At 59.5% G+C, this 14,784-nt stretch carries 11 protein-coding genes, 1 tRNA gene and 1 riboswitch; of the genes, 3 read left to right on the forward strand and 9 right to left on the reverse strand.

Going from position 1 to position 14,784, the window contains the following annotated elements; all coding sequences use genetic code 11:
• The first annotated feature begins 97 nt into the window (after positions 1–97).
• A tRNA-Met gene (locus Q1B16_RS00005) sits at positions 98–174 on the forward strand.
• Here the strand turns inward: Q1B16_RS00005 and Q1B16_RS00010 are convergent.
• From Q1B16_RS00010 to Q1B16_RS00035, 6 genes are all read right to left on the reverse strand, one after another.
• Entirely contained in the window at positions 153–563 is a 411-nt protein-coding gene (locus tag Q1B16_RS00010) for a hypothetical protein (protein WP_299783702.1), read from the reverse strand. The two genes, Q1B16_RS00005 and Q1B16_RS00010, sit on opposite strands and share 22 nt — an antisense overlap.
• Positions 564–659: 96 nt before the next feature.
• Positions 660–1,784: an ABC transporter permease gene (locus Q1B16_RS00015; protein WP_299783704.1), complete on the reverse strand. Its 1,125-nt coding sequence runs from the start codon at positions 1,782–1,784 to the stop codon at positions 660–662.
• Between the two features lie 2 nt (positions 1,785–1,786).
• Positions 1,787–4,552: a ribosome-associated ATPase/putative transporter RbbA gene (gene rbbA / locus Q1B16_RS00020; RefSeq protein WP_299783706.1), complete on the reverse strand. Its 2,766-nt coding sequence runs from the start codon at positions 4,550–4,552 to the stop codon at positions 1,787–1,789.
• Positions 4,549–5,595, reverse strand: coding sequence for an efflux RND transporter periplasmic adaptor subunit (locus Q1B16_RS00025; protein ID WP_299783708.1), 1,047 nt, complete (start codon positions 5,593–5,595; stop codon positions 4,549–4,551). Before Q1B16_RS00025 ends, rbbA begins: the two co-directional genes overlap by 4 nt.
• 2 nt (positions 5,596–5,597) lie before the next feature.
• Positions 5,598–6,488 carry an LOG family protein gene (locus Q1B16_RS00030; protein ID WP_299783710.1) on the reverse strand — a complete coding sequence of 297 codons (891 nt, stop codon included), beginning with the start codon at positions 6,486–6,488 and terminating at the stop codon, positions 5,598–5,600.
• A gap of 212 nt (positions 6,489–6,700) precedes the next feature.
• The gene (locus Q1B16_RS00035) at positions 6,701–7,363 is read right to left on the reverse strand and encodes a TetR/AcrR family transcriptional regulator (protein WP_299783712.1); all 663 of its coding nucleotides are present in this window, start codon (positions 7,361–7,363) and stop codon (positions 6,701–6,703) included.
• A gap of 445 nt (positions 7,364–7,808) precedes the next feature.
• Between Q1B16_RS00035 and Q1B16_RS00040 the strand changes: the two genes are divergently transcribed.
• Entirely contained in the window at positions 7,809–8,228 is a 420-nt protein-coding gene (locus Q1B16_RS00040) for a hypothetical protein (protein WP_299783714.1), read from the forward strand.
• Between the two features lie 46 nt (positions 8,229–8,274).
• Here the strand turns inward: Q1B16_RS00040 and Q1B16_RS00045 are convergent, their stop codons facing one another.
• Positions 8,275–8,733 carry a hypothetical protein gene (locus Q1B16_RS00045; protein WP_299783716.1) on the reverse strand — a complete coding sequence of 153 codons (459 nt, stop codon included), beginning with the start codon at positions 8,731–8,733 and terminating at the stop codon, positions 8,275–8,277.
• 366 nt (positions 8,734–9,099) lie between these two features.
• On the opposite strand from Q1B16_RS00045, the gene Q1B16_RS00050 reads away from it, so the two are divergent.
• On the forward strand, positions 9,100–10,779 hold the full coding sequence (locus Q1B16_RS00050) for an iron ABC transporter permease (protein WP_299783718.1): 1,680 nt from the start codon (positions 9,100–9,102) through the stop codon (positions 10,777–10,779).
• A gap of 32 nt (positions 10,780–10,811) precedes the next feature.
• Here Q1B16_RS00050 and Q1B16_RS00055 read toward each other — a convergent pair whose 3' ends face one another.
• Both Q1B16_RS00055 and Q1B16_RS00060 read right to left on the reverse strand, forming a co-directional pair.
• The gene (locus tag Q1B16_RS00055) at positions 10,812–11,837 is read right to left on the reverse strand and encodes a Fe(3+) ABC transporter substrate-binding protein (protein ID WP_299783720.1); all 1,026 of its coding nucleotides are present in this window, start codon (positions 11,835–11,837) and stop codon (positions 10,812–10,814) included.
• 175 nt (positions 11,838–12,012) lie between these two features.
• Positions 12,013–14,304 (reverse strand): DUF4214 domain-containing protein, encoded by a 2,292-nt coding sequence (locus Q1B16_RS00060; protein WP_299783722.1) that lies wholly within the window; start codon positions 14,302–14,304, stop codon positions 12,013–12,015.
• Positions 14,305–14,561: 257 nt separating this feature from the next.
• A riboswitch (cobalamin riboswitch) is annotated at positions 14,562–14,768 on the forward strand.
• Positions 14,769–14,784 lie beyond the last annotated feature (16 nt).

Consider the following 14,784-nt stretch of genomic DNA (forward strand, 5'->3'; position numbering starts at 1 on the left):
CAATGGTACTGCGTCTCAAGACGTGGGAGAGTAGGTCACCGCCAAACCTAGTAAAGGACGCAAAACGCGTATCTCTCTAACGATGAAACAACACTGTCGCGGGGTGGAGCAGCCCGGTAGCTCGTCAGGCTCATAACCTGAAGGTCGTAGGTTCAAATCCTACCCCCGCAACCAACGACACTTGCGATGCCTCCGCCGGTCGTGCCGCGGACGTTTTGGCTTTCGAGCCATCCGCCCACCGGAGGCGTCTGTGCGCGCTCCCGCGACCAACGATTCCTGCGAAAGCAAGTTGTGCAAAGCCTCGACCTCCGGGAGGAAGTCGGGGCTTTGCTTTTGACTGCAAAGCGCAGGTCCACACCCAGGTCGCCGCGCAGGGCGATGGAAAGTTCGCCGTTCTGCGGCGCGAGGGTGATTTCGTTGACTAGCGAACGAAACACATTGACGGCAGTGCCACGAACTTCCTCGGGTTGCAGGATCTCGCAGAGCCTGCTGATCGGATCCTGATAAATCTGCGCGTTGTTCGCATGATGCAACCCGGCAAAGGGAAGCAGGTCAGAGAACAACCTGGGCAACCTCCAAGGCGCCGGATCTGCCTTGCAATGTCAGCGATTTGCTCTGGCACTGGGCGCAAGGATTTCAGCAAATGGTCAAGCATCGCGTCACCCTGCCAAGCTCATGGAACGGCGGAACAGCAGGAGACTGGCCGCGAAGAATGTAGCTCCGAGCCCCGCCATCAGCGCAAGTTCGACCCAGACTGAACCCAGACCCGCGCCGCGGAAGACAACGGCTTTTGCGAAGGCTAAGAAATGGCGTGAAGGCAGTGCGAGGGTGAGGCGTTGCACGAGGTCGGGTTGGCTTTCGATGGCGCCCATCCCACCGGAGAGCATGATAATCGGTATGATGACCATGATGACCAGCAGCGCGAATTGCGCCATGCTGCGCGCCATTGTGCCGAGGAACATGCCAATGGCCGCCGCTGCGGCCAGATAGACCGTGGTACCTGCCAGAAGCAGTGCGACAGACCCCTGCATAGGTACGTGAAGCAATCCCTGAACCACGAACAGAAGCGATAGCGTGAAAGCGGCAAGCACCACGGCCACATTGGCCAATACCTTCGAAAGTGCGATCTCCAATGGCGTCAGCGGCATCACCATGAGATGCTCGATCGTGCCTTGCTCGCGCTCGCGCAACATTGCCGCGCCGGTCAACACGATGGTCAGGAGCGATAGCTGGTTGAGAAGAGAGGACACGGATTTGAACCAGACCGGATCGCCGTTCGGATTGAACGCACGGCGCAGCTCCAACGCCAGCGGCGTGGTGGGCGTATCCGGATTGCCGGACAGGAAAGCGCGCGTTTCCGAGACCAGGATATTCGAGATGTAGTCGGTGCCCAACTGTGCCTGGCTGACGGCGGTCGCGTCGACTTCAAGTTGAGCGACAGGCATCAGGCCAGAAATCACATCGGCCTCGAAACCCGGTGGGAAGCCGAGGGCGAACATGATCCTGCCTTCATCCATCGCCGCCGCCGCTTCTCCGGCACCCAGCAAGAGCGGCGGCTGGAACCAGGGTGGATCGAGCGCATCCGCGATCTGCCGGGTGAGCGTGGAGCCGTCCTCGTCGATGATCGCGATGGCGGCATTATAGACCGTATCGCCCGCGCCGCTGGCCTCCAGGATAACGGCGACGATGAAAGACCACAGGATCAATATCACCATCACCGGATCGCCCAGGACACTCTTCAACTCCTTTCCCGCGAGCCAGAAGATGTTGAGGACATTGCGCATCGCTACTTCTCCTGCTTCTTCAGAAGGAGGATCGCGATGGCGGTCAGTACCGGACCGAACGCGGCAAGACGCAGAAGGTGGCCCGAAAGCTCCGACAGACCAAGGCCCTTGGTGAAGGTTCCGACGCTCAGGCCCATGTACCAGGTTGTGGGCCAAAACGTGCCGAGGATGCGCGCGGGGCCGTCCAGCGATGAGACAGGCGTGATCATGCCTGAGAATTGCAATGTCGGCATCACCGACAGGATTGCCGCAGCAAAAACGGCGGTGACTTGCGTGCTGGTCATCATGGAAACCAGAAGGCCATACCCTGTGGCGGCGAAGGCATAGACCAACGCGCCGATGACCAGGGCTGCCGGACTGCCCTTGAGCGGTACGCCCAGGACCGTGACCACCAGCACCGTCAGGATCACGAAGTTCAGGAGCGTGATGGCGACATAGACGAGTTGCTTGCCGATCAGGAACTCGGCCCGGCCGGTGGGGGTGACGTAGAAATTGGTGATCGTCCCGATCTCCTTTTCCCGCGCCACGCTGACGGCCATCAGGATTGCGGGGAAGAGAAGCAGCAAAAGTGGCGGGATCGAGGGGCCGATGGCGGGCAGGCTCTCCATCGCCGGATTGTAGTGAAACCGCGGCGCCAGTTGCGCGGGTGGGGTCAGGTCCTGCCGGGCTGAAGCACCAAGTCCGGTCAAGGCCAGCGCGGACTGCGCTCCTGTGGTCAGGACGTGTGAATGCGCGCCCTCGACATAGCTTTCCACGGTTCCGGCGCGGCTGGTGTCAGTGCCGTCGATCAGCGCCGCGATCTCGGCGGTATCTCCGCGCCGCACAGCCCGGCCAAAATCGGGCGGGATCTGGAGTGCCAGCGCGAGTTCTCCGCTGGCCGTGCGGCGGTCGAGGTCCTCGGCACTGGCAATGTTAGGGCGTTCGAGGAACCATTCGGAATCCTCGAACGTGGAAAGGTAGGCGCGACTTTCCGGACTCCGGTCCTGATCGAAAGCGGCGAAGGGAATTTCGCGCACCTCCTGCGAGATGCCGAAAGACATGATCAGCAGCAGGACGGCGCTGCCGACGAAGGAGAAGACCAGACGCACAGGGTCTCGTCGCACCTGCATCGCCTCGCGGGTGGTGAAGGCAAAAAGCCGCCCGAGACTGAAGCGGGATGCCGGGTGGGTCGCGGGTGGCACCGTTTCTGACGTCAGTGAGGTGTCGCTGTCCGACGCTTCCGCTGGCATCGCGTCCAGCATGTGGCCGACAAAGGCGTCTTCGAGTGTTGCCGCACCGCGATCCTTGGTGATTTCCCGCGGCGGGCCCGTAACAAGAACCTTTCCGGCGTGCATCAGCGAGATCCGGTCGCAACGCATGCCCTCATCCATGAAATGCGTCGAGATGAAGATCGTCACCCCGTCCTTGCGAGCGAGTTCCGTCAGCATGTCCCAGAACGCATCGCGCGCCTGCGGATCGACGCCTGAGGTCGGCTCGTCGAGGATCAGGATATCAGGGCTGTGGATCACCGCGACGGCCAGCGACAGGCGTTGCCGAACCCCGAGCGGCAACGCAGCGGCGGTCTGATTGAGGTAAGGATCAAGCCCGAAACGCGGGACCAGCTCGGCCATGCGCTGTTCGGTCAGGTCGGGGCCGAGATGAAAGAGGCGGGCGTGCAGCAACAGGTTTTCGCGAACCGTCAACTCGCCATAGAGCGAGAAGGATTGCGACATGAACCCGACCCGGCGGCGCGCCTCGAGGTTCTGTGCATCGACGGGCTTGCCGAAGATCCACGCCTCGCCCTCGGTAGCTGGCAAGAGCCCGGTCAGCATCTTCATCGTCGTGGTCTTGCCGCAGCCGTTCGAGCCGAGAAAGCCGAAGATTTCACCGCGCTGGATCTCGAAGCTGACGGCATCCACGGCGGTGAAGCTGTCAAAGCGCTTGGTCAGGCCGCTTGCCCGTATTGCTGGAGGTTCATCGGGAGCGGTAGTCCGGGCTTGTGCGATGGGTGCCTCGCTCCGCGCCGACACATCACCGCCCAGGAGCGCGACATAGGCCGAGCCGACCGTAGCGGTTCCGGTCTGGGTCATCATGTCGCTCGGGCTCGCCTCGGCTAGCACCTGGCCGTCATTCATGGCGATCAAATGTTCGAAGCCTTCCGCCTCCTCAATGTAAGCGGTCGAGACCAAGACGCTCATTTGTGGACGTTCCCTGCGGATCGCGGCGATCAGGTCCCAGAACTGGCGTCGCGACAGCGGGTCAACGCCGGTGGTTGGCTCATCGAGCAGAAGGAAATCCGGATCGTGGATCAAGGCCGCGCAGAGTCCGAGCTTTTGTTTCATGCCGCCCGAGAGCTTGCCCGCCGGGCGGTCGAGAAACGGCGCGAGGCCGGTGGCATGGGTCAGTCGGTCGATGCGCGCAGCACGCTCGGCGCGGCCCTGACCGAAGAGCTTGCCGAAGAATTCGAGGTTCTCGCGGATGCTCAGATCGTGGTAGAGGTTCTTGCCCAGGCCCTGCGGCATGAAGGCGATGCGCCAGCCCATCTCGGTCCGGACACGGGCGCTAGACATATTTCCGCCCAGCGTCTCGATTCGACCGGCCTGCAACTTCTTGGCTCCGGCGATGAGGCCAATCAGGGTCGATTTTCCGACGCCGTCGGGACCAATCAGGCCCACCATGCGCCCCATCGGGATCCTCAGCGTCACATCGCTGAGGGCAGTCACTTTGCCATAGCGATGGCTCACCGCCGCCAGAGATGCGACGGGGCCGGGGTTCTCAGCGCTGGTCATTGTCCGGTCTCGGTTGCGCTGTTTCCCGTCTCCGGTGCGGGCAAGACTGCTGCTACGGGCGGTGTCAGCCCATCGGGCCAATCGGGCAAGTTGCCATCGGGATCGACGAGCCGCACCCAGGCGACGCCGCGCACCCCGGTCTTGACTTGGGCAAGACGGGCTTCAACGAGGTGCTGTGGAATGCGGACGCGAACCCGGAACATCAGGCTTTCACGCTCTTCGATGGTCTCGACCTGCTTGGGCGTGAACTGGGCCTGTGGTGCGACGAAGCTGACGGTGGCGGGGACTGCAATATCGGGCATGACATCGACGACGATGCGTGCCTCATCGCCCAGCCGGACGCGCGGCGCCGCAGTGGCCGGCAGAAAAAATTCCATATAAACATTGCCGAGGCTCACGAGCGTCAGCACCTTACCGCCACTGCCCAGAACCTCGCCGGGCTGCGCAAGGCGGTAAAGGACGCGACCAGCCTCGGGCGCATGGAGCGTGCTGTCGGCAATGCGCGCTTCGATCTCTTGCAGGTTCGCGACGTCCGCATCGACCACGCGTTCCTTTGCCTGCGCCTCGGCCTGCGCGGCGGCGAGGCTGGCTTCTGCCACCTGAGCTTCGGTCCGGCGGATGTCGTAGTTCGCCTTGGAGATCACGTCACGCCCGCTAAGTTCTTCTGCGCGCGCGAGCTCGGTTTGGGCGAGCGCGAGGGTCGCCTTGGCTTTGTTTATGCCAGCCTGTGCCACGGCTACTGCGGCCTCCGCACTGGCCACCGCCGCCTCGGCGCGCGCCTTTTGCGCTTCGAGTTCGGTTGTGTCCATGACGGCAAGAACGTCGTCCGCGGCGACGAGATCGCCCTCCTGCACCGCGATCGTGGCCACCCGCCCGGAAAGACGGGTCGAGACATCGACGAGATCGGCTTCAACCCTGCCGTTGCCCCGCGCGAAGCCCTCGGGCGGCAGGCCGCTCGGTGCTAAGAAGATCGACCAAAGAGCATAGCCCATGAATCCCGCAAGCACAGCGAGAACAAGCGCGATTGAAATCTTGCGTGACATCTTTATCGGTCTCCCTTCATGTCATGTCCTTGGACGATCATCGGCTCGTCAGGAGGGTGACCGCCGTAGAACTCTTTCAGGACCGACACGGCCTGCTCTGCTGTTTCGACGAAGCAGAAGAGGGCGCGATCCTGCGGAGGGATCATTCCCTCATCGACGAGGAAGTCGAAATCGATCGCCCGGTTCCAGAATTCCCGTCCGAACAGGATGATCGGAAGGCTTTGCATCTTTCGGGTTTGCACAAGGGTCAGGACTTCGAACACCTCATCAAGAGTGCCATAACCGCCGGGAAAGGCCACGAGTGCCTTGGCACGTATCAGAAAGTGCATTTTGCGTATGGCGAAGTAGCGAAAACGGAATGCGAGGTCCGGTGTGATGAATGGGTTTGGCCTCTGTTCGCTCGGCAAGGTTACATTCAAACCGGCCGAGCGCGCTCCAACATCTAAGGCACCGCGGTTCGCAGCCTCCATCACGCCCGGGCCGCCGCCCGTGACGACGACGAAGTCTCGCCGTCCGGCCCGTTGAAATTGCCGCGAGACGAGCTCCGAAAAACGCCGCGCTTCTTCATAGTAGCGCGACCAATGTACCCGGCGTTCAGCAGTCAGAAGTTGTCGTTTGGATGCCAGGTCTCTCCGGTGGAGCTGTCGAGCTTCTTCCAATTGCTTTTCGGCGATATCCGGCGAGCCAATACGGGCGCTGCCAAATATCACCACTGTCGAGTGGATGTCGTGATGACGCAACGCGCGTTCCGGTTTGACCAGTTCGAGTTGCAGGCGCACCGGACGCAGGTCGTCCTCGGCCAGAAATTCCAAATCCTCGTGCGCCAATCGATACGCGGACCCGTGGAGGATATGTTCAGTCAGGTCTTTTGTGTGTGCCCGGTCTTTGGTCATGGGATTGGGCCTAGATCGAAACAGGCACGCACGAAATCAATTGATTTTGGATCGAAACCGAAGGGTTTTCGATTGCGGAGAGGTGCCTTTCGCCCGCCTTGGAACATGCCGCAATCGGTCAGAAACCGGACTTCGCCGGTATCGACCGAAAAGCAAGAACCGGTGACTTCGCGCGCTGCGCCCAGAAAGCTGACACCAGGTGCCATGTTTCCCTACCCCCCTGCATCATGCGCCTTAGAAATACCGTGTAGATAAATGGCAAAAACGCGTGGCGCATCGGCGCGCATTTTATCCATGTCGCCAGCGATCAGGGATTGCATCACGAGGCCTTGAATGGTGCCGATGAACAGCGTGGCCGCCGCTTCGACATCGAGGGTCTCGCGCAATTCACCGCATGCCTTGCCACTGACAATCGTATCGCGCAGGCGTGCCGCGTATTCTTTCATCATGCTTTGCGCGAGGCGTTTCGCCGGCGTCTGCCGAGCGCCCTGAAGCTCGCCGAACAGCATGCGCGGTGCGCCCGGGTGATCGGCGACAAAAGCGATGTGGGCGAGAAACATCGCCTCCATCTTGCCCTTAGGCGAAGTAATGTCTTCGGCCGCAAGGTCGATCCGGGCCATCAAGTTCTTGGACACCCAGCTCATGACCGCTTTCCAAATCGCGTCCTTGTTCGGAAAGTGACGAAATATTGCGCCCTGAGTCAGCTTCATGTGCTTGGCAATGGCTGCGGTCGTGATGCTGTCCGGGTTGGAAGAGCCGGCCAGGTCGATGACCGCTTCGACGGTGATGTTGCGGCGTTCCTCGGCCGGGATCTTTTTGGGTCTCGTCTTGGTCAATGAACCGTCTCCATTCGGCAAATGTGTGCGGGCGTCCATATCAACGCGTGTATCCAGCGCTCGATCTTGCTGTCTGGGCGCTAAACGCAGCGAGTCCAACCGCAACAGTGAGGAGCGCAAGGATCGCCAAGACCGCTCCGACATGCGTCCTGTCCGTCAGCATCGGTTTCCTCCTCTGTCAAACGGGTCACCCCTTGCGTTGCCGCCTATCATGGCTTGAATAAATATAGTAATCAATTACTATCTAGATTCGAAATTGATTGGAAGTGCCGTTCTTCATCCCCTCCGGATCGTGGCAAGACGCGCCACCTACGCCCGGCAATCCGCGCCGGACCTACCGGATCCTGAACCATAAGGCCGAGGATATGAACGTGGTTCCGGATAAATGAGCGGCAAAGACCGTTTTTCGTTCGAATATGCGCAGGGAACCAATGTGTTTCAAACATAGCGCATCGGACGACGCTGCGCCGATTTGGAGCAAGAGATGCGAAACAGACGATGGGATATCCTGATTGCGGCGATCGTTGTCGTGCTTTTCGGTTTGCTGACGGTGTTGTCAGGAGGGCGCGCTCTATTCGGTGGCGCAGAGGATCGTGCGGCGGTCGGCGATGCCGTTCCCTTTGTTCTATGGTTCAACTTTCTGGCCGGTTTCGCCTATGTCGCGGCAGGTATCGGGCTCGTGTTGTCAACAGGTTGGGCGACAAGGCTATCGATCGGAATCCTTGTTGCCACCGTTCTGGCGATGATCGCCTTCGGTGTCCATGTTCTGCTTGGCGGTGCCTATGAAATGCGGACGGTCTGGGCCATGTGTCTGCGGACCGTCGTTTGGGGCATTGTTGTCGGCCTCGCGGTCCGCGACCCCGACAGGTCAGCTTCAGTTTCGCGAGACGAACGTCGATACTAAAATCTTGCAAACCGTTGAGAGACTGATGATGTCGAACTACGGAAAATCAAGCCAGCCCACTGCCTCGGTGCTCGCAATAGTGGTCGCGCTGATATTCGGAACGCCGGCGACGGGGCAGGATGCGGTGCCAGTTTCCCCGAACCTGACGCCGAATTTGCGCGATCTGTTGCGCCAGGAAATGCTGTCGATCGAGCGGACGAGCTAGGACATCCTCTCTGCGCTGATAGCCGGAGGTGAGGCGCGCGTTGCCGAGCTTGCACAAAAGATCCGGGGATCGGCGAGAAATATGTAGCACGCATCCGTGCGGACAAGCGATCGAAGCGGACAGGTGCTCTTGGGAGAGAGACGTGGCCGCCTTCTCGGCTGGCGCAATCGGGTCTTCGCTATCCTTCATCCGTGCAAGCTCAAGGTCGCCGAGAATGGCGTGAAACGCCAGCAGGACGGTGAGGACAAGGACGGTTGCGGAAAACAGGCCGAAAACGACAGAGATCACCAGCGGTTTCAACGTTGATGCCCGGTCACGGGTTTCTTGACAGCAGTCATCCGGATAGCCTTTGCAGATAGTGATTGATTGCTTTCTATTATGCCGAGCCTTTTCCCGTGGCCAGTTTTCAAACTCCACCTCTTTTTAGCGCGCGGGCCACAAGGAAGGCCCGCAATTGCTCCGGCATCCACGGATGGCCAACGCGCAGGCGGCCCCTAACCCGCAGGTTGAGTTTAAAACTTCGCTGATCGCCAGTTGATCTTCGCGACCTCAAATAGCCCGAGATTCCGGGATTTTGTTCACTGGACAGCAGTGCTAAGAGCACATCCAAACCCGACAGAACCTATCGGAAATGGGTCTGTCTCTCGGGAAACATGTGACTGCTCTATGGCCGATACAACACTTCATTCAGGAAAAAGAACCCGAAGCATCCGGGAGAGATTGCCGTGGGTGATCGCCGGTTTCATTGCCTTGATCTGTGTCCTTCCGCATATCAGCGTTCTGATCGCGGCGTTCATGGGGTCGACGGAGACGCTCCAGTCGCTCGCGGAGACAGTTCTTGGCCGCTACACCCGCGCGACGATTTTTTTGCTGGTCCTGGTGGTGTTCTTCAGCACTTTGATCGGAACTCTTGCTGCGTGGCTGGTCACGACCACCGAATTTTGGGGACGGCGCGTTCTTGAAATCACGCTTGTCCTGCCTCTGGCCTTTCCGGCCTATGTATTGGCCTATGCCTACACCCATGTGTTGGATCACCCGGGCATCGTGCAAACGACGCTCAGGGCAGTGACCGGGTGGGGGCCACGGGACTATTGGTTTCCTGAAATCAGGTCTCTGGGAGGTGCGGCGGCAATGCTGACCTTCGTCCTATATCCTTATGTCTACCTTCTGGCACGGGCCGCGTTCGCATCGCAAAGCGCGACCACGTTCTATGCGGCACAGTCTTTGGGACAGACCCGCTTCGGCGCGTTCTGGCGGGTGTCACTTCCAATGGCACGTCCGGCGATCGCGTCGGGGGCGATGCTGGTGGCGATGGAAACCATCGCGGACTTCGGGACGGTTTCGTATTTCGGCGTTCAGACCTTCGCCGTCGGGATCTATTCCAGCTGGTTCACATTCGCGGATCGCGCCGCTGCGGCCCAACTGTCGCTGGGTCTTTTGACCTTCGCCTTGCTGCTGGCGGTTTTGGAACGCTTGAACCGTGGCGAGGCGCGCTACGCGTTCGGGCGAAAGTTCGAACACATGCCGCGAGTATTGTTGAGCGGAGTTAAGGGCAAACTGGCCTTCTTGGCCTGCTTTCTTCCGGCCTTCCTTGGATGTCTTCTCCCGGTCGTGATGCTGTCCGAGATGGCGCTCAGCTCTGAGCAGTCGCTGTTTAGTCAGCGCTACCTGCATTTCGCGCGCAATTCGGTCGTTCTCGGCCTAAGCGCGGCGGTGATTACGGTTGCCGTCGCGCTTTTGTTTGGCAGCCTTGCGCGGAACCGCAAATCCTGGCTGGCCACCACGATCCTCTATGTCGGCCGACTTGGCTATGCCGTACCGGGTGGCGTGATTGCGGTCGGTTTGCTGGTCCCGTTCGCCTATTTCGACAACGCTCTGGATGCGTATATGCGCGAGACGTTCGACATTTCGACGGGACTTTTGTTCACCGGGTCGATCTGGCTGCTCGTCTGTGCCTACATGATCCGGTTTCTCGCAGCTGCGATCGGCGCATATGAAGGCGGTGTGGCGGTGATCAATCCGAACATGGATGCGGCAGCCCGGGTTCTGGGGCAAAACGAATGGGGCTTGTTGCGGCGCGTCCATTTCCCGCTGTTGCGGCCGAGCCTGTTTACCGCGTTGTTGATCGTATTCGTCGACGTGATGAAAGAGCTCCCCGCGACCCTGATCATGCGGCCCTTCAATTTTGACACGCTCGCCGTTCAAGCGCATCGCCTCGCATCCGACGAGCGGCTGGCAGGGGCGGCCGTTCCGAGCCTCGTGATCGTGGCGATTGGTACGCTGCCGGTGATCCTGTTGTGCCGGCGGATCAGGAACGAGCAGGGCAAAAAAGAAGAGGGCGCCTAAGCGCCCTCGTTCCGAAGTCTTTCTTGCAGGCCTTATTTCCAGCCAACCTCGTTGAAGATGCGTTGCGCGGTCGGGACGTTTTCCGCGACAGCGGACAGGTCGACATCATCGGGACGGAACATCCCAAGCGCGGCGACGGAAGGCGAAAGCCCTACACCCGGCACGGCGGGGTATTCATCGTTACCGGCGGAAAAATACTTCTGTGCCTGTTCCGAGGAGAGGTATTCGAGGAACCTGATTGCGTTATCCCGGTTCGGCGCGTTTGCGGCCACACCACCACCCGACAGGTTCATATGCGCCCCTTCCGCGTTCTGGGCCGGGAAAATCCAACCGATATTCGCGCGGTCCTCCTCCGTCAGCCCCTCGACGTCGCTGCGAAGCGCCCGCGAGAAGTAGTAGGTGTTCGAGATCGAAATATCGCATTCACCGGACACAAGCCCGCGAAGCTGGTCCGTATCGCCGCCCTGTGGGTCACGGGCGAAGTTGTTGACCATGCCTTGCGCCCACTCCCGGGCAGCCTCTTCGCCGTGGTTCTCAATGACGGCGCTCAGCAGGGTCTGCGTGTACTCATTGGTGGATGAACGGTGGCAGATCATGCCTTCGTATTGCGGATCAGCAAGTGACAGGTAATCCAGGGGCGGGTTTTCAACGCGGGTCTTGTCGTAGAAAATGATCCGCGCGCGTTGGCTGAAGCCGAACCACTGGTTGTCGTCGTCTTGTAGGCTCGCCGGAATGCGCGCTTCAAGAACGTCGCTGTCGATGGATTGCAGAACACCTGCATCCTTGGCCCGTTCCAGCCGCGATGTATCTACCGTCAGCAGGATATCTGCCGGAGAATTGGCGCCTTCCGCCTGCATCCGCGCGATCAATTCGTCGGCGTTGCCTTCGATGCGATTGATCGTGATGCCGGTCGCTTCGGTGAAATCGGAGTAGAGCCGTTCATCCGTGTCGTAGTGACGAGAGGAGTACAGGTTGACCTCTTCTTGAGCGCTTGCGGCTGTGCCGAAAGCCGTGCTCGTCAGAAGGGCAAGGATTGAGGTTGTCCGAAGGACGCGCATGGGAATCTCCGTATTTTGTATTTCTTACTGAAATAGTCAGTTACACGATTCCGCACGGCGTTCAACTCATTCCGAGTAAATTTGTCGGAAAATTTTTCGGGATCGGATTTATGCTGGATTGCGGGAGCTAGAGCAGCTGCATGATGGGAAAGATCGTCAGTACGATGCCCGGGGATCAGACCGCCCAGGGATCGTCCAGGAATCCGATCATTGGCATCAGAAATTCACCGGAAAGAGGATCGGTCGCGTCCAGATACATCGCTTCCACGGCGGCCATCGCCGATGACAGGCTTTCTGATGACCCGTCGAACAGCGCCATTACGGAACTCGCATCGTCTACATCGGACATGCCCCGATGAACCGCGAATAGAGCGCCTAGATCGGTTTTCTGTTCCAGGTAAAGCCGATCCGCCGCCTGGCGGTCGACAAAGGCCTGAGACGCGTTTTCCGGCGCGGCTGCTTTCGCACCTTTGAGTACTTCGAGGATGAATTCATCCCGCCCGACCGCCCCTGCATCCAACGCGGCTTTCCAGAAGTTCAAGCCCTCGAGATCCGGCGCCCGCCCGAAGACATTGGCATAAATATCCGCGACGAAGGTAAGGTTGCTCGAATCCACCGGGTACAAGGCCCGGGTTTCCGCCTGATCGGCAAAAAGCAGCGCCATTTCGTCCAGGGATGTGCCTTCGGCGTAGCAGTTCGCCCAGAACGTCAGGCCAATCGCGTCGGGTGCCCGATTGAAATAGGCGATATAAAGTTCGATGAAATTTTCGAACTCTTCCTCTGACAAGGCCGCCAATGCGGAATGGTCCGGCAGCGGGATCGGTTCGGACAAGCCCGTGCTTCGGATTTCGAAGTCGATCTGTTCGATCTCGATCAATTCAATTGTGCCGATCCCATCGGGTCGCCTGTCTGTGACCGAGACACCGTCTGTTCGGATGGCGAGGGTAAAGGTCTCTTGCGGACTTGCAAACATGACAGTGTCGGTTCCGCCGTCGCCAAAGATGATCTCGGTCTCTGTCCGAACTGTGAAGAGGTCATCACCGGGTGTCGCGGTGAATGGAGCGTCGTCGTCTGGGCTGGAGTCTTGGTCAGTGACAATGCCTTCAGGCACATCATCGTCAAGATTTTCAGTGGGATCGGGTTCTGCCGGTTCGGGTTGTTCGGCAGGCTTTTCAGCATCGTCGTCGGAAGCGACGGGATGTTCGTCAGTGGGAGTTGTCTCGCTGACCAATTCAAAATTCGCAGCAGTAAGCGGTGATCCGGCCTGCGACCGGTGAAACACATCGACGGTCGTGCCGTCGATAAGGGTTATCCGCGAGACATTGCTGAACGGTTTGGTGATCGCGCCAACGACATGCGAAGTCGAAAGGAAACCGCTGTCGATCAGACGGATCGTTTCAGACGACACTTCAAAATCGGCGATCGTGTTTCTACCGTCTCCTAATCCGATGAGGAAGATATCCCGACCGGCCTGGCCATAGTAGGTGTCCGCGCCGACGCCACCGATCAGCACGTCGTTGCCTTCGCCACCGTCGAGGTAATCGTTCCCCGCTCCACCAAACAGTGTGTCGTTTCCGATTTGTCCGAACAGGTCGTCGTCACCGACATTCCCCTCCAGGACATCATTGCCGTTGGCGCCTTGCAGGGAATCGTCGCCTTCGAGGCCGTCGATCACGTCATCCACGTCTCGCCCGAAAATGCGTTCGGACAGTTCGGTCGCGATCGGCGGCGTCGTACCTTGTTTGAGATACCCAGCTATTTCATAGCCGATATCGGCCAGCATCGCCTTGTCGATCTCGCTTAGCAAGATACGCGTACCTGTCGTGAGAATCGGATCGAGCGATACGAGGTCGCCCGCGAAACCTTCTTCAACATGGGCATGATCGTCTTCGACGGGAATAGGATCCCCGTTGTTGGCGGCTCTGGCATTTGGTCCGGTGAAGGTGTCGCCCACGACCCAGGCGTCGAATGCCCCCGACGTGCCGATGCCAAGAACATGGCCCAATTCGTGGACGGCCACGGAAAGAAAGTCGTTCTGGCCCGGCCTTGGGGCATCGAGATCAAAAGACCAGTTCGCACTCGAATCGAAGGTGATGACACCCGCCCAGGGTTCGAAATCCGTAACGGGACCAGTCCCGCGGAAATTGGAGCTGATCCGTGCTGCGTAGAGATCACCGGACGCGTCGGTTCCATCGGGGCCGGCATAAGCAAGTGTCGCTCCGGGAAATTCGGTCGCACCGACAAAAACGATCACGTCATCGACGGTGCTGGACAGCGTAATCGTTTCGCTTACCGAGGTGACAGGGTTCCAGATCGTGAACTCCGTCCCTGCCGGCAGATCTTCGAATTCGTCACCGATGACTTCTTCCCAATGCACCGCAGCGGCCTCAAGGGCCGCACGCCGGTCTGGCGCATCAAAGAAGCCGGTGCTGTCAAACCGGTAATCGAATTGGATCGTGAAACCCACGTGGCGCATCCCCTCGCTCATCAGCACGATACCTGAAAAAATATCCGGCTTCCCGCACAAAATTTCGGGTCAATTCGGGCTGAGATATCCAGAAAGTTGGGCAGTTTCGTGAACGATTTGCGGCGATCTTACCGCGGAAACCTATGGGATAGGAACAGGCAGAAGCGTAAGGGCAAGCGAACCGGAAATGTCACACTGCGACCAAAGGAGTTGCTTTGCGAATGTTCGGCGGCCTTGACGGAATCGTCGGTCCGGGTGCAGATGGCGCTGCTTACGGTCTGAACGTCTATGGGCGTTTGGTGAAAAGGGAACGCGGTGCTTCGAAAGAAAACTCCGCGACTGCCCCCGCAACTGTGAGCGGTGAGCGATGCTGACATTGCCACTGGCGCTTTTATCGGCGCTGGGAAGGCCAGCAAAGCGATGACCCGCGAGTCAGGAGACCTGCCGTGAGCCAACACCCAGTCCGGTCGCGGGGCGCGA

This window comes from uncultured Marivita sp., assembly GCF_947488135.1.
Lineage (GTDB): Bacteria > Pseudomonadota > Alphaproteobacteria > Rhodobacterales > Rhodobacteraceae > Marivita.

What these genes read in the sequence shown, in the direction of transcription:
- Q1B16_RS00055 (WP_299783720.1), bottom strand. Translation starts at nt 11,837, where the DNA reads ATGCGCGTCCTTCGGACAACCTCAATCCTTGCCCTTCTGACGAGCACG.
- Q1B16_RS00050 (WP_299783718.1), top strand. Translation starts at nt 9,100, where the DNA reads ATGGCCGATACAACACTTCATTCAGGAAAAAGAACCCGAAGCATCCGG.
- Q1B16_RS00015 (WP_299783704.1), bottom strand. Translation starts at nt 1,784, where the DNA reads ATGCGCAATGTCCTCAACATCTTCTGGCTCGCGGGAAAGGAGTTGAAG.
- rbbA (WP_299783706.1), bottom strand. Translation starts at nt 4,552, where the DNA reads ATGACCAGCGCTGAGAACCCCGGCCCCGTCGCATCTCTGGCGGCGGTG.
- Q1B16_RS00040 (WP_299783714.1), top strand. Translation starts at nt 7,809, where the DNA reads ATGCGAAACAGACGATGGGATATCCTGATTGCGGCGATCGTTGTCGTG.
- Q1B16_RS00025 (WP_299783708.1), bottom strand. Translation starts at nt 5,595, where the DNA reads ATGTCACGCAAGATTTCAATCGCGCTTGTTCTCGCTGTGCTTGCGGGA.
- Q1B16_RS00030 (WP_299783710.1), bottom strand. Translation starts at nt 6,488, where the DNA reads ATGACCAAAGACCGGGCACACACAAAAGACCTGACTGAACATATCCTC.
- Q1B16_RS00035 (WP_299783712.1), bottom strand. Translation starts at nt 7,363, where the DNA reads ATGGACGCCCGCACACATTTGCCGAATGGAGACGGTTCATTGACCAAG.